Raw genomic sequence first — 22,977 nt, 5'->3', positions numbered from 1 at the left:
ATAAGCGCACTCACAATCGCCACGCAATCGCCGATGACCGCTGAACTCCCCGAAACCATCGAATACCGCCGCGAGGAGGGGCAGATCCCCTATCGCGAGGCGCTGGAGGCCATGGATGCGCGCAACCGCGCCATTTCTGCCGGCGAAGCGAAAGAGCAGGTCTGGCTGCTCGAGCATCCCCCGGTCTACACCGCTGGGACCAGCGCGGACGGCGCCGAACTGCTCGACCCGCGTTTCGAAGTGGTCGAAGCAGGCCGCGGCGGGCGGTACACCTATCACGGGCCGGGCCAGCGGATCGGTTATCTCATGCTGGACCTCAAGGAGCGCGGGCGAGACGTGCGCTGTTTCGTCCATTCGGTGGAAGGCTGGGTCATCGCCACGCTGGGCGATCTCGGCGTGAAAAGCTGGCGCAGCGAGGGACGGATCGGCATCTGGACGCGCGACGTGGACGGGCGCGAGGCGAAAATCGGCGCGATCGGCGTGCGCGTGCGGCGCTGGGTGACGATGCACGGCTTCAGCGTGAACATCGATCCCGACCTCTCGCATTTCGCAGGGATCGTGCCCTGCGGCATCGAGGAATTCGGCGTGACGAGCCTTGCCAAGCTCGGCCTCGACATCGCGCCGTCCGAGTTCGATAAGGCGTTGATGAACCGCGCGGGCGATTTCCTCGCCGCGCTCGAAGGAAAGGCCTGCCAACTGCCATGATCCGCTTCCTGCTCCTCGCCTCGACCTGTCTTGCGCTGGCCGCCTGCGGCGATACGTCCGAGACGCCATCGGAGACCGACGAGAATCTCGACGCGCGCGGCGAAGTGCTGGGCGGTTCGATCAGCGACGATATGCTCCCGCTCGACACCGTGACGTCGCAATCGCCTTCGCAGGGGGGAGACGAAGAAGCAGCCTCGTCCACCGGAGGAAGCGCGCCGGCTGCTCCGGCACCCGCTCCGGCAGAACCTGCCGAGGAGCCGGTGATGGAACCGCCCCAGCCGCAGCTGGACGACCAGTCGCCCGAAACCTGAGCCTTTCGCTCAATCCTCGCCGAGCAGCGCCTTGGCCTTCGCCAGTTCCTTCGCCCCGATGAAACGGCCACGGAACGCGACCTGGCTGCCTTCGTGTGCGAGCGCGAACAGGCCCACGATCTCGCGCGCTTCGGCGATCTCTTCCGAGGTCGGTGCGAAGGCTGCGTTGATCCCCTCGACCTGCGAGGGATGGATGGCGAGCATCCCGGTAAAGCCGTCCGCGCGCGCGGCGGAATAGGCGCGGGCGGCGCCTTCATCGTCGCGCCGGTCGCGGAACGGGGCTTCGAGCACGTCCAGCCCCTGCGCATGGGCCGCCAGGAGAACCTGCGCGCGGACCATGGCGAGCGGATCGGTCCACAGGCCACCGGGCCCGCGCATCCGCCGCGCGCCCAGCGATCGGGCAAGCGCCGTCGAATCCCAGGCGAGGCCCGACACACGCGGATGCAGTTCCTCGGCAAAGGCGCGCAGGGCCAGCGCTGCTACCGGGTTGGAGCCCAGTTCGGGCACGATCCGCGTGGTGTTGGCGCGCAGGCCTATACGGCCCTCGATTTCATAGAGCGCGGCGGCGAGGTTCTTTACCTCCTCGACATTGGTGCATTCGGCTAGCAGCACGCCGTCCGGCGCGCCTTCCAGCGCCGCCTCGAGATCGCTGCGCCATTGCGGGCTGGCCATCGGCCCCACGCGCACCCAGCGCGCCATCTTGCGCGAGGCGGTGACCTGCTCGCGGTGCGACATCAGCCAGTTGCGCGTGGCCAGCCGCGTGTGGAGCTTGGCCTCCTCGCTGGCGGCGCGCGCCATGTCGAGCACGACCACGTCCGCCCCGCCCAGCGCGGCGTCCTGAAGGGCCCTTTCCTTGTCCGCCGGGACCAAAAGCCACGAGCGCATGCGATCCATCTCCTCACGCCGGATGCACGCGCCCGCAATTCAGGCGCGAATCATCCCGCCGCAATATCGGCGGTGTTGGTTAGCATCGGGTAATCGATGTAGCCTTCGGGGCCGGGCAGGTACCAGCTTTGCGGCACGTTTACATTGGGTTGCAGCGGTGCGCCCAGACGGAAGCGTTCGGGCAGGTCGGGGTTGGAGATGAAATCGCGGCCCCAGCTCACCGCATCGCAGCGGTCGGCCTCGATATCGGCCACGGCCTGTTCGGGCGTGTAGTCGCTGTTGAGGATCAGCGGACCCGAATAGGTCTTGCGGATCAGCGGGCTCTGCTTGGGCACTTCGGTCGAACCGAAGGTGCCTTCGGGTCCGGGTTCGCGCAGTTCGAGGAAGGCGAGGCCGAGGTCCTCGACCACTTTCGCCGCTGCGCCGAAGATGGCGGGCGGGTCGCTGTCGTCGCAGCCTTGCGTTTCGCCATTGGGCGAGAGGCGCACGCCCACGCGGTCCGCGCCCCAGACATCGACCAGCGCGGTCAGGACTTCGCGCAGGAAGCGCGTGCGGTTTTCGGGGCTGCCGCCGTAGTCGTCTTCGCGCAAGTTCGTGCTGTCGCGCAGGAACTGGTCGACCAGATAGCCATTCGCGCCGTGCAGCTGCACGCCGTCGAAACCGGCCTTCTTGGCGTTTTCGGCCGCGTGGCGATAATCCTCGACCACGCGGGCGATCTCGTCGGTCGAAAGCTCGCGCGCCTGTTCGTAATCCTTGCGGCCTTCGAAGGTATGCGCGTGGCCGGGAGCCTTGGTGGCGCTGGCCGAGACCGGCGGATTGCCGCCGAGGAAATCGGGATGGACGAGGCGGCCCATGTGCCACATCTGGAGGACGATCTTGCCGCCTTCCTCGTGAACGGCTTCGGTCACCGGCTTCCAGCCTTCGGTCTGCGCATCGCTCCAAATCCCCGGCGCGGCGGGCCAGCCAAGGCCTTCGACGCTGATGCCGGTGGCTTCGGAAATGATCAGGCCGGCACCGGCGCGCTGGCGGTAATAGGTCGCCATCATCTCGTTCGGGACCGAGCCGGGCTGGGTCGAGCGGCCACGGGTGAGCGGGGCCATGAAGATCCGGTTCTTCGCCTCGATGGCGCCGAGGGTGAGCGGTTCGAACAGTTTTTCGTGCATGGAAGGTGGTTTCCTTTGCCTTGTGTGGCTCAAGAGCTAGGGGGCGGTCATGGGCGAGACAAGCACCGCGGCGGACAAGAATGGCTTTCAGGCCAGCGCCTGGCACTTTGCCGCGCTGATCGCTGGCAATGTCGCGCTGGCGCTCGGGCCCTGGCTGGTGCGGCTTGCCGACACGGGGCCGGTGTCGGCCGGTTTCTGGCGGCTGTTCCTTCCGATCCCGCTGATTGCCTTCCTCGCGTGGCGAGGCCGCACGCCCGGACCGCTCGACAGGCGGCTGGCGCTGCTGGCTGTCGTGGCGGGCGTGTTCTTCGCGCTCGACATCGCCAGCTGGCATGTCGGGATCGAGCAGACGAGGCTCGGCAACGCGGTGCTGTTCGGCAATTCGGGGAGCGTGATCCTGATGCTGTGGGGCCTCATCGCCCTGCGCCGTGCGCCCTCCATCCGCGAAGGCGCGGGCGTGCTCGCCGCGCTTGCCGGAGCAGCGATCCTGCTGGGGCGGAGCTTGGAAATCTCCACCGCGACCTTCATTGGCGATCTCTTCTGCCTCTTCGCCGGGCTCTGCTACGCTTTTTACCTGCTGCCAGCCCAAAAGGCGCGCGGCGTGCTGGGGCAGTGGAGCGTGCTGCTGCTGGTGTGCCTCGTCGCTTCGCCGCTGCTGCTCGGCATGGCAGTCGCGGCGGGCGAGCCGGTGTGGCCGGGTGAGGCGGGCTGGACGCCGGTGCTACTGCTGGCGCTGTCGAGCCAGTTCATCGGGCAAGGGCTACTGGTCTATTCGCTCAAGCACTTCCCGCCGCTGATCATCGGCATGGCCCTGCTGACCCAGCCTGCCGTGGCGGCCACGGTTGGCTGGTTCGTTTTCGGCGAGATGCTGGTGCCATTGGACGTGCTCGGCATGGCGCTCCTGGCCGCGGCGCTGCTGTTGGCGCGCACGGCGCCGCCTGCGCGCGTACCTAACGCTCGACCCGGATAAGGAACTGCTGGTAGCGCGCTTCGACGGCTTCGAGTTCGGGGCCGACGAGATGTTCGCGCGCTTGGCGGGCCAAGAGGTCGCCTTCTTGCTTGATGATGGCGCGGCGGCTCTCGTCATCCAGTGTTGAGGTCGCGTCGACCAGCGCATCGAATGTCACCAGCGCGGCAATCCGGTTGGTCGCCACCCCGCTGCGCATCGCACCGAAACCTCGCGCGACGAAATGCGCGAAATCATCTTCGAGCAGGATGAGATGCGGCTCCTCGTCCTCGCTGGCATAGCTGCGCGTCAGATCCCGCCGCGCAAGCTCGGCTGTCGCGGCGCCCAGCCAGTGAACGGCGGTGACGGCGGTGAAGGGATCGTTGATGCCGGGCGACAGGGCGCGCAGGCCGATCTCCGCCAGTTCGTCGATCAGGAACTGCATGTCCTGGCTCGGCGTGCGCATGCTGCCGAGTGTGAATCCGGCACGTACCTCGTCGTCGGGGCAATCCGCGGTTACGTCCATGTCGGCCCAGTAAGCTATGGTGACTTCGGGATGGACGAAATCGCCGGTCCGCACGGCCAGCTTCAGCTTCCCGTTTTCTTTCTTCGCAAGTCGCTCCAGATTGGCGAAGGCGATTGCCTGGATGTAGCCCGTATCGTGCGCGAAGATCGGCGTGCCTTCCGGCGCGGAATGGGGGCGCGTGCCGCCGTTCTCGTCCGGGAACAGCTCCTTGATCTCCTTGAGCAGGCGAGCGCCGATGCCCTTGAGCACGGTGTTCACCCGGATCGAGGAGGGGATGTGGTTGAGGAAATAGACCAGCACCGCCACGCTCAGCAGCATCAGCCCGAAGGCGACCAGCAGGGACAGTTGCGGCACGAAACCGGGAAGGGCCGAGGCGACCGCATCCTCGACATTCGACGGGCGCTCGTCCTCGGCGCGCACGGTGCGCAGGACGGTAATCGAATAGACGAAAGTGCCGATGAAGGTCGCCAGGCTGAACTGGTTGCCGCGATCCTCCATGAAATTGGTCAGCAGCCGCGGGCCGTAATTCCCGCTGGCATATGCGACAGCGGCAATGGTGATGGAAAACACAGTCGAGGCAACACCCATCATGGTCCCCGCAATAACCGTGAGCATATTGCTCGCCCCGTCGGGCCGAGCGGGCTGGAGCCAGGTGACGTCGTTGAGGAAATCGGCCCAGCCGCTGCGGTCGAGATAGATCGTCAGGCTCGCCAGCAGCAGCGCGGCCAGCGAAAACAGCGCGGGCAGGAACCAGTAGCTGGCATTCACGCTCAGCCAGATCGCTTTAAGACGTGCGGTCATGCAACACTCTTCAGACTGGAGGATGGTTGGTCGAACCGCGAAAACGCGTCGGCGATGTCGCGCCGGTCGATCTCCTGCTCGGCGTTCGCCATGGCGTGATCGCGCAATTCCTCAGCGCATTGCCGCAGGTAACGCAGCAGGCCGGCGGGGCAATCCTGCTCCGCCATCAGCGCGCAGAGCCGGGCGTAATTGTCGATCATGCGGATCGAGACCGAAGGATAGTCGGCTGCCGCCTGCCGGAAAGCCTTGAGCGGGGCGCCGAAGAGGCCGCGAAAGTCCTGCCCAGGTAGTTCGAAGCGCGGCGCTTCCTCCCAGGCGGCGACCTTCCCGTCCTCCACCCAAAGGCTGGCGTTGCCAGAGATGGCGGCGGCGAGCTGGTCGGCGCAGGCGATGGCAGAGTAAAAATCGTTGATGCCGGGCGAAAGCGCCCGCGCGGCGACCTCAACCAGCAGGCGCACCTGATAGACGGTGGACTGAACGGAGGAGCGGAATTCGCCGATCGGAATGGCCTTGTAGATGCAGTCCTCGTCCGGGTTTGCTGTGGCAAATCGCACCAGCGGTTCGCCTTCCAAAACATGTTGACCGGGTGCCGCGCAAAACCGCACGGCCCCTTGGTCGTTGCCCAGCTCCTTCGCGATGGCGGCCAAGTCGATGCCTTCGATATAGCCTTCGCGTTTGGAGGGGATGGTCACCTGCCACTCGCCCGCAAACGGCTCCCTCTCGACGATCGGGATCGCCACGCTCCCCGCATCGGTGCCGAGATGCGCGATCGAGCGGTCGACGAACATGGTGCGCCCGAGATCGTGGATGGCGACGCCCAGCATGGCGATATTGACCAGTTCGAGGGCGAGCATCGCGGTCAGCGCGAAATGCGGCAGTTGTGATAGCGGAGCCTCGGGATCGACGCGCATCAGCACGATGATCGAGAAAACGAGGCAGAAGGTAAGGCCCGCCATCGACAGGCGCACCAGCCCCTTGTCGAGCCAGCGATCCACCAGCCGCACGCCGAGATTGCCCGTGGCCAGCGTCAGCACGATCAGCGTGACCGACCAGTAGAGCGTGAGGAATGCGGCGTTGATGCCGACGATGGCGATGGCGAGGTCCTGCGCCGTATCGCCCGCGACCATGGGGGTAATCCCCTGCTCGAACAGCCAGCGCCCGGCAAAGGCGCGGTCAGCCCACAGCACAGCCGCGCCAACCAGCGGCGCGGCGATCACGGCGACCATCGGCAGCGACCAGTAATTGGCCACCAGCCGGTGAATCACCCAGTCGCGAATTCCCTTGAGTGGCCCCGTTGCAGCCAAAGCGCGCATTACCCCTGCGATTGCGGATAGGGGGGTAACGCGCGGGGTGGGGAAGGGTTGCCTAGACTTTGCCCAGATCGCCCTTGCCGATGGTGCCGCTAGCCATTTCCAGCATGCGGTCGAGGCTCTGCTTGGCTTTCAACCGCAGGCCTTCCTCTATCTCGATGCGCGGCTCCAGCGTGTCGAGGCATTTGTAGAGCTTTTCCAGCGTGTTGAGCGCCATGTAGGGGCAGATGTTGCAGCTGCAGTTGCCGTCCGCGCCGGGGGCGCCGATGAAGGTCTTTTCGGGCAGCGCCTTTTCCATCTGGTGGATGATGTGCGGCTCGGTCGCCACGATCAGCGTGTCGCCTTCGAAGGTCTGGGCGAACTGCAAGATGCCGCTGGTCGAGCCGACGTAATCGGCATGATCGACGATGGTCGGCGGACATTCGGGATGCGCGGCGATCGGGGCGTCGGGGTGCTGCTGTTTCAGCTTCAGGAGCTCGGTTTCGCTGAAAGCCTCGTGCACGATGCACACGCCCGGCCAGAGCAGCATGTCACGGCCGAATTTGCGGCTCATGTAGCCGCCAAGATGCCGGTCGGGGCCGAAGATGATCTTTTGGTCTTCGGGGATCTGGCTGATGATCGTCTCGGCGCTGGAGGAGGTGACGATGATGTCGCTGAGCGCCTTCACCTCGGTCGAGCAGTTGATGTAGGTCAGCGCGATGTGATCGGGATGCGCTTCCCGGAACGCGGCGAATTTTTCGGGAGGGCAGCTGTCTTCGAGGCTGCAGCCGGCGTCCATGTCGGGCAGGACGACGATCTTTTCGGGGCTCAGGATCTTGGCCGTGTCGGCCATGAATTTGACGCCGCAAAAGGCGATCACATCGGCATCGGTCTCGGCCGCCTTGCGGCTCAGTTCGAGGCTGTCGCCGACGAAATCGGCAAGGTCCTGGATCTGCGCGCTCTGGTAGTAGTGCGCGAGGATGATCGCGTTCTTCTCCTTGCGGAGACGGTCGATCTCGGCGAGCAGGTCGTCACCGGTCGGAAGGCTGGTTTCGGCGGTCATATTCGGTCCCGTCTGATTGCTTTGAGGCGCTTATAGACGGAACGGGTGGCGAGGCGAGGGGGTTCCTTGCCTCGGCCCCTATTACATGGTGAAGCCGGGCGGCAGGAAGGCCTCCATCGGGCGCTCTGCCCCCGGCGTTCCGGCAATTATCTGCTCGGTCACGGCAATGCCGAACGAGGAAAAGGCAATCAGCATCGAGACGGTGAAGACCGCGATGTATAGGCCGAGGCCCCACCAGTAGGCCGGGTGGACGCGGCCCAGCTTGCGCTTGTCGACGATCATCCCGATCACCGGGAAAAGCATCGTGACGATGGTCGTGATGAGCCAGGAATTGGGGATCATCAGCGGCAGGGGCAGCAGGCGTCCGAGGCCCGGGCCGGTCAGGATCGCCATGCCGCACAGCATCAGCCGCCGGTGCCAGCCGGTGTAGCGGCGGCGGGACAGCGCCCAGAAGGTGAGCCCGCCGAACAGCCACACGAGCATGGTGTTGCTCCACAAAAATTCGCTGACGTGGAAGAAGAACGGGCCGCCCGTGCGCCGCGCGACGACGATCATGATGGTCGTCCCGAAGATCACCATCAGCGGAACCCAGAGATAGGCGATCTTGCCGAACTTGGCGTGGAGCGACCAGTTTCCGGTCGAGGCAGTGACATGCTGGCCGCAATAGATGCCGAGCCAGGACATGAAGATGATGCCGTGGACATGATAGGGCCAGGGCACGTCGAAGCTCGAGCGTGCGAAGGCCAGATTGACCACGAAACCGGCCACGATGATGAAGCTCATCACGAAGGCCATGACGGTGAAAAAGCGCGTGTTTCCGCGGATTGCGGTGTCGTGCGGCGCAGCGGCGGCAGTAGCCATACTCGTAAACTCCCCCTCAGGAACGAGCGACCATCATGTCTTTTGTTATGGTCGGACTATTCCGCGCCGGAGCGAGAAGGTCAATATCGGCCGCCGCTATTCGGGCGCGGCTTCCCCATCGAACCGCACCTCGACGGTGACATCGCCATACCCCGCCACCTGCAGCGGGATGGCCAGGTTCTGCCGCACCGCCTCCTTAGCCGCCTCGCGCGCCATGGCGAGCACTTGCGGGTTCTTGGCAAAGGCAGCGGCCTTGCGTTCGGCCTGCTGCGAATTGTTGCGGGCGAGGTCCGCGCTCGCATCGCGGCTGACATAGGTGCCTTCGGTAAAGGTCTTGGCCGCGCCTTCGTCGAGATTGGGGCGCGAGATCTTGAGGGCGGGAAGGACCACGCCCAGCGTCTCGCTCTCCTCGTCCCAATCGAAGCGGTCGCGGTCCATGCTGCTGAGGTCGAGCCGGTATTCGACCGTCGCCGGGATGACCGAGGCCTGGCGGCTTTCGAGCAAATCGATGTTCAGCACCCCGCGCCTATCGACGCTTTCGGCAACCACCTCGAAGCGGCTGGAAAAGACAGTGAGCGAGTTCTGCTTTTCGAAAGCCAGCATGGCGCTGGCCACCGGATCGCCTTCCTCCTTGTAGATGAAGGCGCGCCAGCCGAGCCATGCGGCCAGCGCGAAGAGCACGATGGCGATCAGCCACGGCACCGCCTGCACGCGGGCGAGCGAGGGGCTGCGCTCCGCCTTCGAGTGGGTGTGGTTCGCGGGTTCGTTCAGATCATCTGCCATACATCGCCAGAACGCCGCACGATGCCGCGGCGTTCCAGATCGATAAGATGGGCGGTGACCGACATTTTTGCCGCGCCGTGCAGGCGCTCGTCGAGACCCTTGTACATCTTGGGCACGAAATCGGCTGCCTCGTGCGGGCCTTCGGCAAGGTGGCGCAGGATCTGGTTCTCGCGCTGGCGGCGGTGGCCGATCATGCCGCGCACCAGCTGGCGCGGCTTGTGGATCGCCTCGCCATGGGCCGGGTAATAGACCGTGTCCTGCTCGCGCGCGTAGAGCTTTTCGAGGCTGGCCATATAGTCCGCCATGTCGCCATCGGGCGGGACAACCACGCTGGTCGACCAGCCCATCACATGGTCGCCGGTAAAGACCGCGCCGCTCTCTTCGAGGGCGAAGCACAAATGGTTCGAGACATGGCCCGGCGTCGCGACGGCGCGCAGCGTCCAGCCGGGGCCGGTCATCGCCTCGCCATCCTCCATCACCCGGTCTGGTTCGTAGGTCCGGTCGAAACTGGCATCGGCGCGGGGACCGCTATCGTCGAGCACAAGGGGCGCGCAGCCGACGACGGGCGCGCCGGTGCGTGCCGCAAGAGTCTTGGCAGCAGGCGAATGGTCGCGATGGGTGTGCGTGCACATGATCGCGCAGACGTGTTCCTCGCCAATAGCCGCATCGAGCGCGAGCAGGTGCTCCTTTTCGTCCGGGCCGGGATCGATCACCGCGCAGCCATCGCCGATACCGACGATGTAACTCTGCGTGCCGGTATAGGTATAGGGCGAGGGGTTGGGCGCCAGAACGCGCCGCACCAGCGGTTCCAGCTGCATCGCTTCGCCCGTGGGCCAGGGTTTGGGGGGAGGGCCTGCCATGCGGCAAGCCTGTAGCGAATGGCGCGGCTTGTCGATAGGGAGGGGCGCATGGGAGAGAAAATTCTGGTCCTCGACGCGGGGACGACTTCGACACGGGCGATGGTTTTCGATGCAGCGGGACGCATGGAACGCGTCGCGCAGGCGGAACTGACGCAGCACTATCCCAAGCCCGGCTGGGTCGAGCACGACGCGGTCGAGATTTGGGAGAAGACGCTCCGCTGCATGCGCGAGGCGGTGGGCGAAGGCGCCGAGGCCATCGCCGCCATTGGGATCACCAACCAGCGCGAAACCGTGGTCGCATGGGACCGCAAAACAGGCGAGCCGCTGGCGCGCGCGATCGTGTGGCAGGACCGGCGCACGGCCGATTTCTGCGCGCAGTTGAAGGACGAAGGCCACGAGGCCGAGGTGCAGACGCGCACCGGCCTGCTGCTCGATCCCTATTTCTCCGGCACGAAAATGCGCTGGCTGCTCGACCACGACGAGGGCGTGAAGCGCGCGTCGGACGACGGGCGGCTCGCTTTCGGCACGGTCGAGAGCTGGCTGGTCTACAAGCTGTCGGGCGGTGCGCATGTCAGCGACGCCAGCAACGCCAGCCGCACGTTGTTGCTCGCGCTCGACGGCGCGCAGTTTGACGAAGGGCTGTGCGAACTCTTCGGCGTGCCGGTCGCGAGCCTGCCCGAGGTTGTCGACACGCATGGCCATCTCGCCGACTGCGGGGCCGAGTGGCTCGGGCGGTCGATCCCGATTTGCGGCCTCGTAGGCGACCAGCAATCGGCCACCATCGGGCAGGGCTGCCTCTCCTTCGGGGAGACCAAGGCGACCTATGGCACCGGGGCCTTCGTCCTGACCAACAAGGGGCAGGACATCCCGCGCTCCGACCATCGCCTGCTCGGCACGGTGCTGCACCAGTCGGGCGGCGAGCGGACCTACGCGCTGGAGGGCGCCTGCTTCGTGGCCGGTAGCCTCGTCCAGTATCTGCGCGACCAGCTCGGCCTTATAGGAAGCGCGGCGGAGACGGAGAAGCTGGCCCGCTCCATCGAGGACAGCGGCGAAGTGGTGATCGTGCCCGCGCTGGCCGGCCTCGGCGCGCCGCATTGGAAGCCCGATGCGCGCGGGGTGATCTCGGGCCTCAGCTTCGCCAGCGGACGGGCGCAGATCGCCCGCGCAGCGCTGGAGGCCATGGCGCACCAGACGCACGACCTGGCGACGGCCTTTGCCGGTGATGGCGCGGCGTGGACCAGCCTCAAGATCGATGGCGGGATGAGCGCCAACGACTGGATGGCGCAGGACCTCGCCGACATTCTGGACCTCGAAGTCGAGCGTCCCGATTTCGTCGAGACCACCGCGCTGGGCGCAGCCATTTGCGCCAGCGTCGGCGCGGGGATTTACGCCACGCTGGAAGAAGCCGCGCAGGCCATGCGCGGCGAAATGCGGGTATTTACCCCGGATATGGCGGAAGAAGTGAGGAAGGACCGGCTGGCGCGCTACGCCCGCGCGCTCTCGGTCGCTTAACGTCCGGCGAAAGCCTGCGCGATGCGGCCCTGCATATCGCTGACCGGGTCTTTGGCGTTTTCGATCTGGCGCTGTTCTTCGTCGAGCCGCGCAACCCGGGCATGCAGCCGTTCGGTGTCGCGAATCAACGCGCGGGTGGCGAGCTCCAGCTTTTCCATGTTGGCCGGGTCGGAGGGGCGCTCCTCGCCCAAGGTCCCGTGGCGCAGCAATTGCAGCTTGGTCAGCTCGCCCGCGTGATAGGCGCGCTGGTTGAGCAGCCAAGCAAGCACATGCATTACCCGCGTGGTGGTGCGCAGCCCCTCGATCGACAGCGCGATGCGCACTTCGTCGGGCGTGTTGCCATGGCTCGCCTCATCGCGCAGGTCGAATACGGCGCGCGCCTCGTCCGCCAGCGAAAGCGCTTCGGCATAGAGGTCTTCGACGACCTGTTCGTGAATCGTGCGGTCCATATCCATAGAGAACGTGAAGTTACCGCAAAGGCTCCGCAAGGCCTAAGCCTTGTGAATGCGGTGTCCCGTGATGAAACGGTGGTCAGGCGATGATGTCGGGGATGAGATTGTCCTCGATCGCCGAAATCCGGTCCTTCAGTTGCAACTTGCGTTTTTTCAGGCGCGCGATTTGCAGCTGGTCGACGAAACCGCCATCGCCCGCATCGCTCAGCGCCGCAATCGCGACGTCGAGGTCGCGGTGCTCGCTCTTCAGCGATTCCAAGCGCTTGCGAAGTTCCTGCTCGTTCACCGTCGTCGTCCCCGAATCTCGCTTTGTCGCATGGCGTTTCTACGGGGGTTTGTAAATTCGCCAAGCTATGGTTTGATGCTGAAAGGCGGCGCGTGCTGCGATGCACGAGTCGCTTCAAACGGGGTCGAAACCGTAAGAAGGAGCTCACCTATGCAATCATCCCATGTCGCCGCACTCAAGGCCAAGCATGCAGGGCTCGAAGCCCGGTTGCACAGCGAACAGGCAAGGCCTTCGCCCGACATCGCGATGATCCAGCAGCTCAAGAAGCAGAAGCTCAGGCTGAAGGAAGAAATAGCCGCTCACTAGGGCTGCACGCGATAGCGCTAGCGGGGCGGATAGAATTGCCTCGTCCGCCCCGCTTCCGCTGCCCTTACTTTTTGCTATAGCTGGCCACCATGTCAGCTGCCGCTTCCGCCCGCCAGATCCTCACGCGCCTGCACGAGGTCATGGCCGGACGCCATCACGCCCAGCACAAGCTCGATCGCGTGGTCGACATCATTGCCGACAGCCTGACGAGCGAGGTGTGCTCGATCTACCTGCTGCGCGATGGCGAGCTGGAGCTTTACGCGACTCATGGCCTCAATCCAGAGGCGGTCCACGTCACCCGCATGGGCGTGGGCGAAGGCCTGACCGGCACCATCGCCAAGAATATCGAAACGCTGAACCTCGCCGAGGCCAAGGCGCATCCCGACTTCCTCTACCGCCCCGAAACGGGCGAAGAAAAGTTCCACTCCTTTGCCGGCGTGCCCATCGTCTATCGCGAGCGGTCCGTGGGCGTGCTCTGCGTGCAGCACGTCGAACCGCGCCGCTATGAGGATGTCGAGATCGAGGCGCTGCAGACCACTGCCATGGTGCTCAGCGAACTCATTGCCCACAAGGAACTTGTCGACGACCAGGAAGCGATCGATCTCGACGAGGTCTCGACCGAGTGCGAAGTGCTCGAAGGGCTGACGCTGGTGAAGGGTCTGGCCGAGGGGCAGGCCGTGTTCCACCAGCCGCGGATCGAGATCGACCAGGTCGTGGCCGAGGATATCGAAGCCGAACGCCAGCGCGTCTACCGCGCCTTCGACAAGATGCGCGACCAGATCGATGCGATGGGTCGCGAACCGGAATTCGGCAAGGGCGGTGAGCATGTCGAAGTGCTCGAGACCTACAAGATGTTCGCCTATGACGAAGGCTGGAGCCGCCGCATCAACGAGGCGATCGACAGCGGTCTGACGGCCGAAGCCGCCATCGAGCGTGTGCAGCAGCGCACCCGCATGCGCATGCGCGAGATCGACGATCCTTTGCTGGCCGACCGGATGCACGATCTGGAGGATCTGTCGAACCGCCTGCTGCGCATCGTCTCCGGCCAGCTCGGCACGGCGGCCAGCCAGGGGCTGCGGCGCGACACCATCCTGTTTGCGCGCAATCTCGGCCCGGCCGAACTGCTCGAATACGACCGGCGGCGCCTCAAGGGCGTGGTGCTGGAAGAAGGCTCGCTCACCGCCCATGTGGTGATCGTGGCGCGCGCCATGGGCATCCCCGTGCTGGGCCGGGTCGAGCGGGTCCGCTCCCGCGTGTCCGAAGGCGACGCGGTGCTGGTCGATGCCGACAAGGGCACCGTCACCTTGCGTCCCTCTCAGCCCCTGCTCGAGGCCTTTGACGCGCGCTTCGCCAAGAGCAAGGAACGCGCCGCTGCCTATGCCGAGCTGCGCGACGTCGAACCCTTCACCCGCGATGGCACGCGGATCACGGTCATGATGAACGCAGGGCTACGCGACGATGTCAGCGCGCTGCAGCTGACCGGTGCCGACGGGATCGGCCTCTTCAGGACCGAGTTCCAGTTCCTCGTTTCCTCCACCCTGCCAGCACGCGAGCGCCAGCAGCGGCTCTATCGCGATGTGCTCGATGCCGCCGATGGCAAGCCGGTGGTCTTCCGCACGGTCGATATCGGCGGCGACAAGGCGGTGCCCTATCTTGCCAACGACACGGCGGAAAAGGACGAGAACCCTGCCATGGGCTGGCGCGCGCTGCGACTCTCGCTCGAACGCGAAGGGCTGCTCAAGGCGCAGGCGCGCGCATTGTTGGAAGCGGCGGCGGGCCGCAAGCTTTCGGTCATGTTCCCGATGGTGTCCGAGCCGTGGGAATTCGACGCCGCCAAGGCGATTTTCGAGGAGCAGGCCGATTGGCTGCGCGACCGGCGCAAGCTCATGCCCGAGACGATCGAATACGGCTGCATGCTCGAAGTCCCCTCGCTTGCCGAGGTGCTCGACCTGCTGTTGCCGCGCGTGTCCTTCCTCTCGATCGGCACCAACGACCTGACCCAGTTCCTCTTCGCCGCCGACCGCGCGAACCCTAAGCTGGCCGAGCGGTACGACTGGCTCAGCCCGGCGATCTTGCGCTTCATGGCGCGCATTTCGAAGCAAGTGGTCGGCAGTCAGGTCCGCGTCGGCGTCTGCGGCGAGATGGGCGGTCGCAGGCTGGAGGCGCTGGCGCTGATGGGGCTCGGCTACACGCGCTTTTCGATCACGCCGGCCGCCGTCGGGCCGATCAAGGAGCTGGTGCGCAAGGTCTATCTGCCCGATCTCAAGACCCAGATGCAGCAATGGCTGATGAGCCCGCCGCTCGACATGCGCCGTGCGCTGACGGAATGGGCGGACAAGAACGACATCGATCTCGACTGATTTCGTCTCTTTTGCCGCGCAATTCGTCGGTTTCCCCCGGATGGCAAGGGGGCGAACCGGTTGACAAGCGCGGCGAGCGTCTTTCTCAACAAACCCAGTCGGAGCGGGAACACCCGCGGGGTTTCAGGTATTCGGGATTCGCATGGAAGAAGAAGACGGCATCGTCGAAAACGCGTCCGCGCCCAAACAGCGCGTGGGTGATCGCCTGCGCGAGGCGCGTGAGGCCAAGGGTCTCGACATCGATCAGGTCGCTGCCGAAACGCGCATTCCCAAGCGTCACCTGGAGACGATCGAGGCGGGCAATTTCTCCGCGCTTCCTTCGCGAACCTACGCAATCGGCTTCACCCGCACCTACGCTCGCACGCTCGGCCTCGACGAAAAGGACGTGCTTGACCACGTGCGCGAGGAACTGGCTGAAGGCGATCCCAACGCGGTCGAAAAGCCGACCAAGTTCGAGCCTGGCGACCCTGCTCGCGTGCCGGGGCGCGGCCTCGCCTGGTTCGCCGTGCTGGCGGCCGTGATCCTGCTCGGCGGCGTCTATGCTTTCTATTCGAGCTATTTCGCGCCCGGCCTCGGGCCCGCACCGCTGGAAGACCCCGAAGCGCAGGTCGCTGCGAACGAGACGCCCCAGCAGGCCGCAACGCCCGCGCCGCAGCCCACCGGCGGCCCTGTCGTCTTCACCAGCGAAATGGACGATACCTGGGTCAAGTTCTACGACGCCAGTGGCACGCGCCTCTTCGAAGCGCAGATGGCCGAAGGCGACAGCTTCACCATTCCCGAAGATGCCGACGGCCCGCAGATCTGGACCGGGCGGCCCTATGCGCTCGCCATCACCATCGGCGGCCGCAGCGTTCCCAAGCTGACCGAGGAAGACACGGTGGTGAAGGATGTCCCGGTGACGGCCGAAGCGCTGCTCGCCCGTGACGAGCCCGAGGCCGCTCCGGTGGCAGCCGCCACGCCCAGCGAGACCTGATCTGCGCCTATAGCCAGCGGCGGATATCCGCCTTCATCCCCTCGACAGCTTCGCGGGGCTAGGCCATTTCTGTCAGTATGAATTCTCCAAACGGGAGCACGCACCTATCATGATCGCACGCAGCGCACGCGCCTTCGGCCTCGGCGGGATCGCCATGGCCCTTATCGCCACTTCCATCCCCGCAGTGGCGCAGGACAATGACGAAACGCGCATCCGCAAGCTGGAAGCCGAAGTTCGCGCCCTGCAGCGCAAGGTCTTCCCGGGCGGCGACGGACGCTACTTCGAACCGCAGATTACGGCTCCCGCAGCTACTGCCAATCCGGCCCAGCCGGCCGTGACCTCGACCACGGCGGTCACCGATATCCTCGCGCGCCTCGATGCGCTGGAGATGCAATTGCAACGGCTGACCGCGCAGTACGAGGTGGGCACCAACGCCATGCGCCTGCTCGAAGAACGGGTGGAGGCGCTTGAGGCCGCCAACGCTCCTGCTCCGGAACCCACACCCGCGCCTGCTACGAGCGGCACGACGACCACGCCCGAGCCCGAACCCGCAGCCAAGCCCGACCCGGCGCGTGTCGCGGCTGTCCAGGCGATCACCAAGCCCGCTACGGGTGATGCCGGGGATGACGAATATTCCTACGGCTTCCGCCTGTGGGACGCCGGCTTCTTCCCCGAGGCGCAGCAGCAGCTGACCCTGTTCGTGGAACAGCACCCCAACCATTCGCGCGTGAGCTACGGCCGCAACCTGCTCGGCCGCGCCTATCTCGACGACGGTAAGCCGACCGAGGCAGCGCCGTGGTTCCTGCGCAATTACCAGGCCGACAAGAACGGCGCGCGCGCCGGGGACAGCCTGCTGTTCCTCGCCGAAGCGATGATCGCCCTGAAGGACACGGGCCGCGCCTGCATCGCCCTGTCGGAATTCGGCGAGACCTATCCGGCGCTCGCCACCGGCCGCCTGTCGGGCCAGTACGCGACTGCGCGCAGCAAGGTCACCTGCAACTAAGATGGCGCTCTCGCCGGAACTGTTAGAGCGGTTCCGGCAGGACCTCGCGCGCGTCTGGACGCTCGAAGGGGGCGAGAGACTGGGCATCGCCTTCTCGGGCGGGCCGGACAGTCTCGCCCTTCTGCTCTTAGCGGCAGAGGCGCTGCCCGGGCGCGTAGAGGCGGCCACGGTCGACCATGGATTGCGCGCCGAAAGCGCTAAAGAGGCGCAGGACGCTGCGCGGATTTGCGAAGCGCTGGGCGTGCCGCACGAGACGCTCGCCGTGACCGTGCCGCCCGGCAATCTGCAGGCCGAGGCCCGGCGCGCGCGCTACGAAGCGCTGGCTGAATGGGCGGAGCGGCGCTCGGTCGAATATATCGCGACCGCTCATCACGCGGACGATCAGGCCGAGACCTTCCTGATGCGCGCCAACCGCAGCAGCGGGCTATCGGGGCTTGCCGGGGTGCGGTCGGCGACGTCGCTGGGCGAGGGCGATCTAATTGTGCTGCGCCCGCTGCTGACATGGCGTCGCTCGGCGCTGGAGGACATCGCGCGAACCAGCGGCTTTCCCGTCGCCGCCGACCCCTCCAACCTCGACGAGAGCTTCGACCGCGTGCGTATGCGCAAGGGGCTGGCCCAGGCCGACTTCATCGATGTCGAGGGACTGGCCGCATCGGCCCGCTATCTCGCCGAGATGCAGGACGACATCGACGGCATGGCGCTGGAGGAATGGGGAAGGGCGCAGGACGAGGACGGCGCGCCCCATCGCTATCGCCCATTTGCGCGCTCAGGCGTCCATCGCCCTGTCTTCCTTGCCGAAGTGGTGAAGCTGTTCTGCGAGGATCTTGGCGCCACGCTGACCCGCAGCGAAGCGCGGCGCATGGTGGACGAACTGCTCGACGATCGCGCGGTAAACATTGGCGGGATTCAAGCCCGCAACCTCGACGGTGACGATGTCGTCTGGACCTTCGCTCCCGAAAATCCGCGAAGGACGGGTTAACCGCCGAGCGCTGCCGCCTCGCGCGCGACTTTCTCGACCGCTGCCTCATCCACCGCACCACGCGGCGCAACCCAGCTGCCGCCGACGCACAGAACCGGATCGAAACCGAGCCAGTCGGGTGCGTTCTCCAGCGTGATCCCGCCGGTCGGGCAGAAGCGGCACTGGCCGAAGGGCGCGGCGAGCGCTTTGAGGGCCGGCAGCCCGCCCGCGGCCATGGCGGGGAAAAACTTGAAATGGGTAAGGCCGAGATCGAGGCCGCGCATGATGTCGCCGGCGTTGGCGATGCCGGGCAGGAAGGGGATGCCCTCGCGGATCGCCGCCTTGCCGAGCGGCTCGGTGAGGCCGGGCGAGACGATGAATTCGCTCCCCGCATCGATTGCCGCGGCCAGCTCTTCCTGGTTGGTCACGGTGCCCGCGCCGACAATGGCCCCGTTGACCTCTTTCATGGCGCGGATGGCGTCGAGCGCGGCAGGGGTGCGCAAAGTGACCTCGAGCACGCGCAGTCCGCCTGCCACAAGGGCGCGGGCCAGCGGCACGGCGTGTTCCACCTCGTCGACCACGATCACCGGGATGACCGGCGCGGTCTGCATGATGTCGGCGATATGGGTCATGCGTGTTCCCTCGCATAGGCGGCAGCCGCGCCGAACAGGCCCGGTTGCGGATGGGTGATGAGCTTGACGGGGATCGACGCCATCAGCTCCTGGAAGCGGCCCTTGGCCTTGAAACGCTCGGCAAAGCCCGACTTCACCAGCGTCTCGCGAATGCGGTAGCCAAGGCCGCCCGCGATCACGACGCCGCCGAAGCCACCCTGCGCCAGCGCGATGTCGCCCGCCACGCTGCCAAGCGAAAGGCAGAAACGGTCGACAGCGGCGGCGGCGAGGCTGTCGCTGCCCTCCTGCCCGCGCGTCCAGATGGCGATATCGTCCTCTTCGGCGACCGGCTTGCCCTCCATCGCGGCGAGCGTCTGGTAGATGTCGGAGATCGCCGGGCCGGACACCACGCGCTCGATGGAGACGCGATTGTGGCGCTTGCGTAGGCGCGCAAGGATCGCGTCCTCGATGCTGTCGAGCGGGGCGAAATCGATGTGCCCGCCCTCGGTCGCCGACACGCGATAAGTGCCGTCGGGCTCGCGATAGAGATGCGCGACGCCAAGCCCGGTGCCGGGGCCGAGCACGCTGAGGCGGCCAGTCGGGGCGAGCGGCTTGTCGGGGCCGGTCAGGTGGATGAACTGGTCGTCTCCGACGCGCGCCACCGCATGGGCGACCGCTTCGAAATCGTTGACGATACAATAGCTCTCGACGCCGAGCTTTTCCTTCACCAGCGCCGGACGGATGATCCACGGGTTGTTGGTGAAGCGGATGACCTCGCCGCCCACGGGCCCGGCAATCGCCATGGCCACGCGCGAGGGCAGGCTGCCGCCCTTGCGGTCGCGATAATCCTCCCACGCGGTCTGAAAGCTGGCGTGATCCTTGGTGTGGATCGTCTCCGGCTCATCCAGCGTGATCGTGCCATCCTCGTGGATGGTCGCAATCGAGAAGCGCGCGTGCGTGCCGCCGATATCGACGCTTACGAGTTCCATCATTCTCCCCTCGGGCTCTTTGCGAGCCTCGTCATTGCTTATAGTCCTGCCATGGCCAGCATCGACGAGGCGCCCTGTTCGGCGCCGTCGGCGTTGCTGCGGAACATGGCGAAAAGTTCGCGGCCCATACCGCTGTCGGCCTGCGGTTTGGGCGCCGGTTCGCGGCTGGCGAGATCGGCGGTGGTAGAAAGCGTACCGGTCTCGGCGCAGACGCGGACAATGTCGCCGTCGCGCAGCTTTGCCAGCGGCCCGCCGCCCAAAGCTTCGGGCGTGCAGTGGATCGCGGCCGGAACCTTGCCGCTCGCGCCGGACATGCGCCCATCGGTCACGAGCGCGACGCGGTAACCGCGGTCCTGCAGCACGCCGAGGGCGGGGGTAAGCTTGTGGAGTTCGGGCATGCCGTTGGCGCGCGGCCCCTGGTAGCGGACCACCACGACCACATCGCGGTCGAGTTCGCCCTTCTTGAAGGCTTCGTTGACGCTCGGCTGGTCCTCGAAGATCCGGCACGGCGCTTCGATCGTCCAGCGCTCGCGCTCGACAGCGGAAGACTTGAAGCAGGCGCGTCCCAGATTGCCCTGCACGAGCCGCATGCCGCCATCGCTCTGGAAAGGATCGGAAGCAGGGCGGAGCATCTCGGGATCGCCGGAGGGACCGGGATCGCGCCAGGTCAGCGCGTCGCCATCCATGCCCGGCTCATTGGAGTAGGCTTCGAAGCCGCCGGCCCAGACGGTCAGGATGTCGCCATGCGCCAGCCCCTCGTCGAGCAGCGTGCCGATAACATAACCCATGCCGCCGGCATCGTGGAAATGGTTCACGTCGCCCGAGCCGTTGGGATAGACGCGCGCAACCAGGGGAACGGCGCTGGAAAGTTCAGCAAGGTCGGTCCAGTCGAAACGAATACCCGCCGCGCGCGCCATCGCCGGGATATGGATCGCGTGATTGGTCGAACCGCCCGTGGCGAGGAGGCCGATGGCGGCGTTGATGATCGCCTTTTCGTCGACCACGCGGCCCAGCGGGCGGAAGTCTTCGCCCGACTTGCCGATCTCGGTCAGTCGATGGGTCGCCTTGCGGCTCAGTTCCTGCCGCAGTTTCGCGCCCGGCGGCACGAAAGCCGCGCCGGGGATGTGGAGGCCCATCATCTCCATCATCATCTGGTTCGAATTGGCAGTCCCGTAGAAGGTGCAGGTGCCGGGCGAGTGGTAGCTGCCCATCTCGCTCGCCAGCAGTTCCTCCCGCCCTACCTTGCCCTCGGCATAGAGCTGGCGTGTGCGCTGCTTTTCCTTGTTCGAAATACCGGTCCCCATCGGGCCCGAGGGCACAAAGATCGCGGGCAGGTGCCCGAAGCGCAGCGCGCCCATCAGCAGGCCCGGCACGATCTTGTCGCAGATACCGAGCAGGGCAACGCCGTCATACATGGCGTGGCTCAGCGCAACGACAGTCGAAAGCGCGATGGTGTCGCGGCTGAAGAGCGACAGTTCCATGCCGTCCTCGCCCTGCGTCACCCCGTCGCACATGGCCGGCGTGGCGCCCGCAACCTGCACGGTGGCGCCCACTTCGCGCGCCCAGATCTTCATCCGCTCGGGATAGCGGTAATAGGGCTGATGCGCCGAGAGCATGTCGTTGTAGGCGGTGACGATGCCGAGGTTAGGTCCGCGTGCGGCCATGATCGCCTGCTGGTCTTCCTCGGCCCCGGCATAGGCATGGGCGAGATTGGAGCAGGACAAAGTACCGCGATTGACCTGCCGGTCGCCTTCGCGGTCCATCAGGTCGAGATAGGCGCTGCGGCTCGGTCTGGAGTTCGCAATCACCCGCTCGGTCACGCGGTGGATGGTATCGTTAAGCGGCTTAGTCATCGTGCCAGGTCACCCCGTCGCGTTCGGCAAGCGCCACGGCGGCGCTGGGTCCCCATGTGCCCGCGGCATAGGTCTTGGGTTGCGTTCCGTTTTCCGCCCACAGCGCGCGGATGTGGTCGATGAAGTCCCACTGGGCCTCCACCTCGTCGCGCCGGACGAACAGCGTCTGGTCGCCATGGATGAGGTCGAGCAGCAGGCGCTCGTAGGCGATTCGGCGGACCACGTCGGAGAAGGCATCGGGCATGGCAATGTCGAGCGGCACGGGGCGCAGGCGCAACCCGTCGCTGCCAAGGCCCGGGACCTTGGCCATCATCGTCAGCTGGATATTTTCTTCCGGCTGGATTTCGATCACCATGCGGTTGGGTTCGGTCTTGGCGCCGCGCCCTTCGAAGATCGAGTGCGGGATGCATTTGAACTGGATCACGATTTCCGTGACCCGGCGCGGCATCCGCTTGCCGTGGCGCAGGTAGAAGGGCACGCCGCGCCAGCGCCAGTTATCGACATGGGCTTTGAGCGCGACATAGGTTTCGGTGTCGCTGTCCTTGCCCAGTTCCTCGTCGTAGCCGGGCACGCTTTTCCCATCGACGGCTCCGGCGCGGTACTGGCCCGTAACGACCTCGTTCGACTGGGCTGGACGCAGCGCGCGCAGGACCTTGACCTTCTCGTCGCGCACGGCAGTGGCGTCGAAACTGGTCGGCGGCTCCATCGCCACCAGCGCGAGGAGCTGGAGCATGTGGTTCTGGACCATGTCGCGCAGCGCGCCGCTGTCGTCGTAATAGGCGACCCGGCTTTCCAGCCCGACCGTCTCGGCGACGGTGATCTGGACGTGGTCCACGTAATTGGAATTCCACACCGGCTCGAGCAGGATATTGGCGAACCGCAGGGCGAGGAGGTTCTGGACCGTTTCCTTGCCGAGGTAGTGATCGATGCGGAAGATGCGGTCTTCGCTGAAGGCTTTGGCGACCGCGTCGTTGATCTCGCAGCTGGAGGCCAGATCGGTGCCGAGCGGCTTTTCGAGCGCGATGCGTGCGTTGCCGTTGGTCAGGCCCGCGCGCTTGAGGCCAGCGATGGTCGGCTCGAACAGGCTCGGCGCGGTCGACAGGAAGATCGCGAGGCCCTTGTACTCACCCACTTCCTTCGCAAGCTCGTCATAACCGGCAGGCGTGGTCGCATCGACGGGGACATAGCTCAGCTTGTTCAGGAAATCCGCGGTCGGGCCGCGCCGGTTCTTCGGCAGGTGCTTTTCCAGCGCCTCGCGCGCGAACTGGCGGAACTCCTTCGTGCTCATCTCCGAGCGCGCCGTGGCAACGATACGCAGGTCCGGATCGAGCAGGCCGTCGGCGTGGAGAGCGCAGAGCGAGGGCAGCAGCATCCGCTGCGACAGATCGCCGGTCGCTCCGAAAAGGAGCAGGCGGTCGGCTTCGAACTTTACCTCTGGCATGCAGTGTCCACCGGCATCTTTCCTCCCATTGGCGGGGCGT

The 22,977-nt window shown here is 65.8% G+C and carries 23 protein-coding genes; 9 read left to right on the top strand and 14 right to left on the bottom strand.

The window, feature by feature from the left end; genetic code table 11:
- Positions 1–33: 33 nt before the first annotated feature.
- Both lipB and K3148_RS02625 read left to right on the top strand, forming a co-directional pair.
- Positions 34–705, top strand: a complete 672-nt coding sequence (lipB, locus tag K3148_RS02630) for a lipoyl(octanoyl) transferase LipB (RefSeq protein ID WP_221425791.1) — start codon at positions 34–36, stop codon at positions 703–705.
- Positions 702–1,016, top strand: a complete 315-nt coding sequence (locus K3148_RS02625; protein WP_221425790.1) for a hypothetical protein — start codon at positions 702–704, stop codon at positions 1,014–1,016. Before lipB ends, K3148_RS02625 begins: the two co-directional genes overlap by 4 nt.
- A 9-nt stretch (positions 1,017–1,025) precedes the next feature.
- On the opposite strand, the gene K3148_RS02620 is transcribed toward K3148_RS02625, so the two are convergent.
- On the bottom strand, positions 1,026–1,901 hold the full coding sequence (locus K3148_RS02620) for an HpcH/HpaI aldolase/citrate lyase family protein (protein WP_221425789.1): 876 nt from the start codon (positions 1,899–1,901) through the stop codon (positions 1,026–1,028).
- A gap of 50 nt (positions 1,902–1,951) precedes the next feature.
- The gene (locus K3148_RS02615; protein WP_221425788.1) at positions 1,952–3,064 is read right to left on the bottom strand and encodes an alkene reductase; all 1,113 of its coding nucleotides are present in this window, start codon (positions 3,062–3,064) and stop codon (positions 1,952–1,954) included.
- Positions 3,065–3,113: 49 nt separating this feature from the next.
- Here K3148_RS02615 and K3148_RS02610 point away from each other — a divergent pair, with 49 nt between their 5' ends.
- Complete coding sequence (locus K3148_RS02610) at positions 3,114–4,034, top strand: DMT family transporter (RefSeq protein WP_221425787.1); 921 nt, start codon at positions 3,114–3,116, stop codon at positions 4,032–4,034.
- Here the strand turns inward: K3148_RS02610 and K3148_RS02605 are convergent.
- The 6 genes from K3148_RS02605 to K3148_RS02580 all read right to left on the bottom strand — a co-directional run bounded on the left by K3148_RS02605 (position 4,015) and on the right by K3148_RS02580 (position 10,193).
- The gene (locus K3148_RS02605; RefSeq protein ID WP_221425786.1) at positions 4,015–5,337 is read right to left on the bottom strand and encodes a DUF2254 domain-containing protein; all 1,323 of its coding nucleotides are present in this window, start codon (positions 5,335–5,337) and stop codon (positions 4,015–4,017) included. The genes K3148_RS02610 and K3148_RS02605 overlap by 20 nt on opposite strands.
- Entirely contained in the window at positions 5,334–6,650 is a 1,317-nt protein-coding gene (locus K3148_RS02600) for a DUF2254 family protein (protein WP_221425785.1), read from the bottom strand. Before K3148_RS02600 ends, K3148_RS02605 begins: the two co-directional genes overlap by 4 nt.
- 52 nt (positions 6,651–6,702) lie before the next feature.
- A complete protein-coding gene (gene nadA / locus K3148_RS02595) occupies positions 6,703–7,689 on the bottom strand; it encodes a quinolinate synthase NadA (protein WP_221425784.1) in 987 nt (328 codons plus the stop codon).
- Between the two features lie 81 nt (positions 7,690–7,770).
- Positions 7,771–8,550 carry a hypothetical protein gene (locus K3148_RS02590; RefSeq protein ID WP_221425783.1) on the bottom strand — a complete coding sequence of 260 codons (780 nt, stop codon included), beginning with the start codon at positions 8,548–8,550 and terminating at the stop codon, positions 7,771–7,773.
- A gap of 96 nt (positions 8,551–8,646) precedes the next feature.
- Positions 8,647–9,333 (bottom strand): DUF4230 domain-containing protein, encoded by a 687-nt coding sequence (locus tag K3148_RS02585; RefSeq protein WP_221425782.1) that lies wholly within the window; start codon positions 9,331–9,333, stop codon positions 8,647–8,649.
- Positions 9,318–10,193: an MBL fold metallo-hydrolase gene (locus K3148_RS02580; protein ID WP_221425781.1), complete on the bottom strand. Its 876-nt coding sequence runs from the start codon at positions 10,191–10,193 to the stop codon at positions 9,318–9,320. Before K3148_RS02580 ends, K3148_RS02585 begins: the two co-directional genes overlap by 16 nt.
- A 48-nt stretch (positions 10,194–10,241) precedes the next feature.
- Here K3148_RS02580 and glpK point away from each other — a divergent pair, with 48 nt between their 5' ends.
- Positions 10,242–11,705 (top strand): glycerol kinase GlpK, encoded by a 1,464-nt coding sequence (gene glpK, locus K3148_RS02575; RefSeq protein ID WP_221425780.1) that lies wholly within the window; start codon positions 10,242–10,244, stop codon positions 11,703–11,705.
- On the opposite strand, the gene K3148_RS02570 is transcribed toward glpK, so the two are convergent.
- Complete coding sequence (locus K3148_RS02570) at positions 11,702–12,154, bottom strand: DUF1465 family protein (protein ID WP_247711620.1); 453 nt, start codon at positions 12,152–12,154, stop codon at positions 11,702–11,704. The two genes, glpK and K3148_RS02570, sit on opposite strands and share 4 nt — an antisense overlap.
- An 82-nt stretch (positions 12,155–12,236) precedes the next feature.
- Entirely contained in the window at positions 12,237–12,443 is a 207-nt protein-coding gene (locus K3148_RS02565) for a YdcH family protein (protein WP_221425778.1), read from the bottom strand.
- Positions 12,444–12,593: 150 nt separating this feature from the next.
- Here K3148_RS02565 and K3148_RS02560 point away from each other — a divergent pair, with 150 nt between their 5' ends.
- The 5 genes from K3148_RS02560 (at position 12,594) to tilS (ending at position 18,064) form a co-directional block, all read left to right on the top strand.
- Complete coding sequence (locus tag K3148_RS02560; protein WP_221425777.1) at positions 12,594–12,749, top strand: YdcH family protein; 156 nt, start codon at positions 12,594–12,596, stop codon at positions 12,747–12,749.
- Positions 12,750–12,838: 89 nt separating this feature from the next.
- Positions 12,839–15,109: a phosphoenolpyruvate--protein phosphotransferase gene (gene ptsP / locus K3148_RS02555; protein ID WP_221425776.1), complete on the top strand. Its 2,271-nt coding sequence runs from the start codon at positions 12,839–12,841 to the stop codon at positions 15,107–15,109.
- A 142-nt stretch (positions 15,110–15,251) separates the two neighbouring features.
- Positions 15,252–16,082 (top strand): helix-turn-helix domain-containing protein, encoded by an 831-nt coding sequence (locus K3148_RS02550; RefSeq protein WP_221425775.1) that lies wholly within the window; start codon positions 15,252–15,254, stop codon positions 16,080–16,082.
- A 109-nt stretch (positions 16,083–16,191) separates the two neighbouring features.
- Positions 16,192–17,085, top strand: coding sequence for a tetratricopeptide repeat protein (locus K3148_RS02545; RefSeq protein ID WP_221425774.1), 894 nt, complete (start codon positions 16,192–16,194; stop codon positions 17,083–17,085).
- A 1-nt stretch (position 17,086) separates the two neighbouring features.
- Positions 17,087–18,064 (top strand): tRNA lysidine(34) synthetase TilS, encoded by a 978-nt coding sequence (gene tilS / locus K3148_RS02540; protein WP_221425773.1) that lies wholly within the window; start codon positions 17,087–17,089, stop codon positions 18,062–18,064.
- Here tilS and eda read toward each other — a convergent pair.
- From eda to zwf, 4 genes are read right to left on the bottom strand one after another with little or no spacing between them, the layout of a single operon-like run.
- Positions 18,061–18,675 (bottom strand): bifunctional 4-hydroxy-2-oxoglutarate aldolase/2-dehydro-3-deoxy-phosphogluconate aldolase, encoded by a 615-nt coding sequence (gene eda / locus K3148_RS02535; RefSeq protein WP_221425772.1) that lies wholly within the window; start codon positions 18,673–18,675, stop codon positions 18,061–18,063. The two genes, tilS and eda, sit on opposite strands and share 4 nt — an antisense overlap.
- Positions 18,672–19,646 carry a glucokinase gene (gene glk, locus K3148_RS02530; protein WP_221425771.1) on the bottom strand — a complete coding sequence of 325 codons (975 nt, stop codon included), beginning with the start codon at positions 19,644–19,646 and terminating at the stop codon, positions 18,672–18,674. Before glk ends, eda begins: the two co-directional genes overlap by 4 nt.
- A gap of 35 nt (positions 19,647–19,681) precedes the next feature.
- On the bottom strand, positions 19,682–21,496 hold the full coding sequence (gene edd, locus K3148_RS02525; RefSeq protein ID WP_221425770.1) for a phosphogluconate dehydratase: 1,815 nt from the start codon (positions 21,494–21,496) through the stop codon (positions 19,682–19,684).
- A complete protein-coding gene (gene zwf, locus K3148_RS02520) occupies positions 21,489–22,937 on the bottom strand; it encodes a glucose-6-phosphate dehydrogenase (RefSeq protein ID WP_221425769.1) in 1,449 nt (482 codons plus the stop codon). The genes edd and zwf overlap by 8 nt, the downstream gene beginning before the upstream one ends.
- Positions 22,938–22,977: the final 40 nt, after the last annotated feature.

It is taken from the genome of Qipengyuania aurantiaca (assembly GCF_019711375.1).
Taxonomy (GTDB): domain Bacteria; phylum Pseudomonadota; class Alphaproteobacteria; order Sphingomonadales; family Sphingomonadaceae; genus Qipengyuania; species Qipengyuania aurantiaca.
The sequence above is the reverse complement of the archived record's forward strand: the minus strand, read 5'-3'. Positions and strand labels throughout refer to the sequence as shown.

Excerpts from the sequence above, each read along its gene's own strand:
- lipB (WP_221425791.1), top strand. The coding sequence starts at position 34 with ATGACCGCTGAACTCCCCGAAACCATCGAATACCGCCGCGAGGAGGGG.
- K3148_RS02625 (WP_221425790.1), top strand. The coding sequence starts at position 702 with ATGATCCGCTTCCTGCTCCTCGCCTCGACCTGTCTTGCGCTGGCCGCC.
- K3148_RS02620 (WP_221425789.1), bottom strand. The coding sequence starts at position 1,901 with ATGCGCTCGTGGCTTTTGGTCCCGGCGGACAAGGAAAGGGCCCTTCAG.
- K3148_RS02615 (WP_221425788.1), bottom strand. The coding sequence starts at position 3,064 with ATGCACGAAAAACTGTTCGAACCGCTCACCCTCGGCGCCATCGAGGCG.
- K3148_RS02610 (WP_221425787.1), top strand. The coding sequence starts at position 3,114 with ATGGGCGAGACAAGCACCGCGGCGGACAAGAATGGCTTTCAGGCCAGC.
- K3148_RS02605 (WP_221425786.1), bottom strand. The coding sequence starts at position 5,337 with ATGACCGCACGTCTTAAAGCGATCTGGCTGAGCGTGAATGCCAGCTAC.
- K3148_RS02600 (WP_221425785.1), bottom strand. The coding sequence starts at position 6,650 with ATGCGCGCTTTGGCTGCAACGGGGCCACTCAAGGGAATTCGCGACTGG.
- nadA (WP_221425784.1), bottom strand. The coding sequence starts at position 7,689 with ATGACCGCCGAAACCAGCCTTCCGACCGGTGACGACCTGCTCGCCGAG.
- K3148_RS02590 (WP_221425783.1), bottom strand. The coding sequence starts at position 8,550 with ATGGCTACTGCCGCCGCTGCGCCGCACGACACCGCAATCCGCGGAAAC.
- K3148_RS02585 (WP_221425782.1), bottom strand. The coding sequence starts at position 9,333 with ATGGCAGATGATCTGAACGAACCCGCGAACCACACCCACTCGAAGGCG.
- K3148_RS02580 (WP_221425781.1), bottom strand. The coding sequence starts at position 10,193 with ATGGCAGGCCCTCCCCCCAAACCCTGGCCCACGGGCGAAGCGATGCAG.
- glpK (WP_221425780.1), top strand. The coding sequence starts at position 10,242 with ATGGGAGAGAAAATTCTGGTCCTCGACGCGGGGACGACTTCGACACGG.
- K3148_RS02570 (WP_247711620.1), bottom strand. The coding sequence starts at position 12,154 with ATGGACCGCACGATTCACGAACAGGTCGTCGAAGACCTCTATGCCGAA.
- K3148_RS02560 (WP_221425777.1), top strand. The coding sequence starts at position 12,594 with ATGCAATCATCCCATGTCGCCGCACTCAAGGCCAAGCATGCAGGGCTC.
- ptsP (WP_221425776.1), top strand. The coding sequence starts at position 12,839 with ATGTCAGCTGCCGCTTCCGCCCGCCAGATCCTCACGCGCCTGCACGAG.
- K3148_RS02550 (WP_221425775.1), top strand. The coding sequence starts at position 15,252 with ATGGAAGAAGAAGACGGCATCGTCGAAAACGCGTCCGCGCCCAAACAG.
- K3148_RS02545 (WP_221425774.1), top strand. The coding sequence starts at position 16,192 with ATGATCGCACGCAGCGCACGCGCCTTCGGCCTCGGCGGGATCGCCATG.
- tilS (WP_221425773.1), top strand. The coding sequence starts at position 17,087 with ATGGCGCTCTCGCCGGAACTGTTAGAGCGGTTCCGGCAGGACCTCGCG.
- eda (WP_221425772.1), bottom strand. The coding sequence starts at position 18,675 with ATGACCCATATCGCCGACATCATGCAGACCGCGCCGGTCATCCCGGTG.
- glk (WP_221425771.1), bottom strand. The coding sequence starts at position 19,646 with ATGATGGAACTCGTAAGCGTCGATATCGGCGGCACGCACGCGCGCTTC.
- edd (WP_221425770.1), bottom strand. The coding sequence starts at position 21,496 with ATGACTAAGCCGCTTAACGATACCATCCACCGCGTGACCGAGCGGGTG.
- zwf (WP_221425769.1), bottom strand. The coding sequence starts at position 22,937 with ATGCCAGAGGTAAAGTTCGAAGCCGACCGCCTGCTCCTTTTCGGAGCG.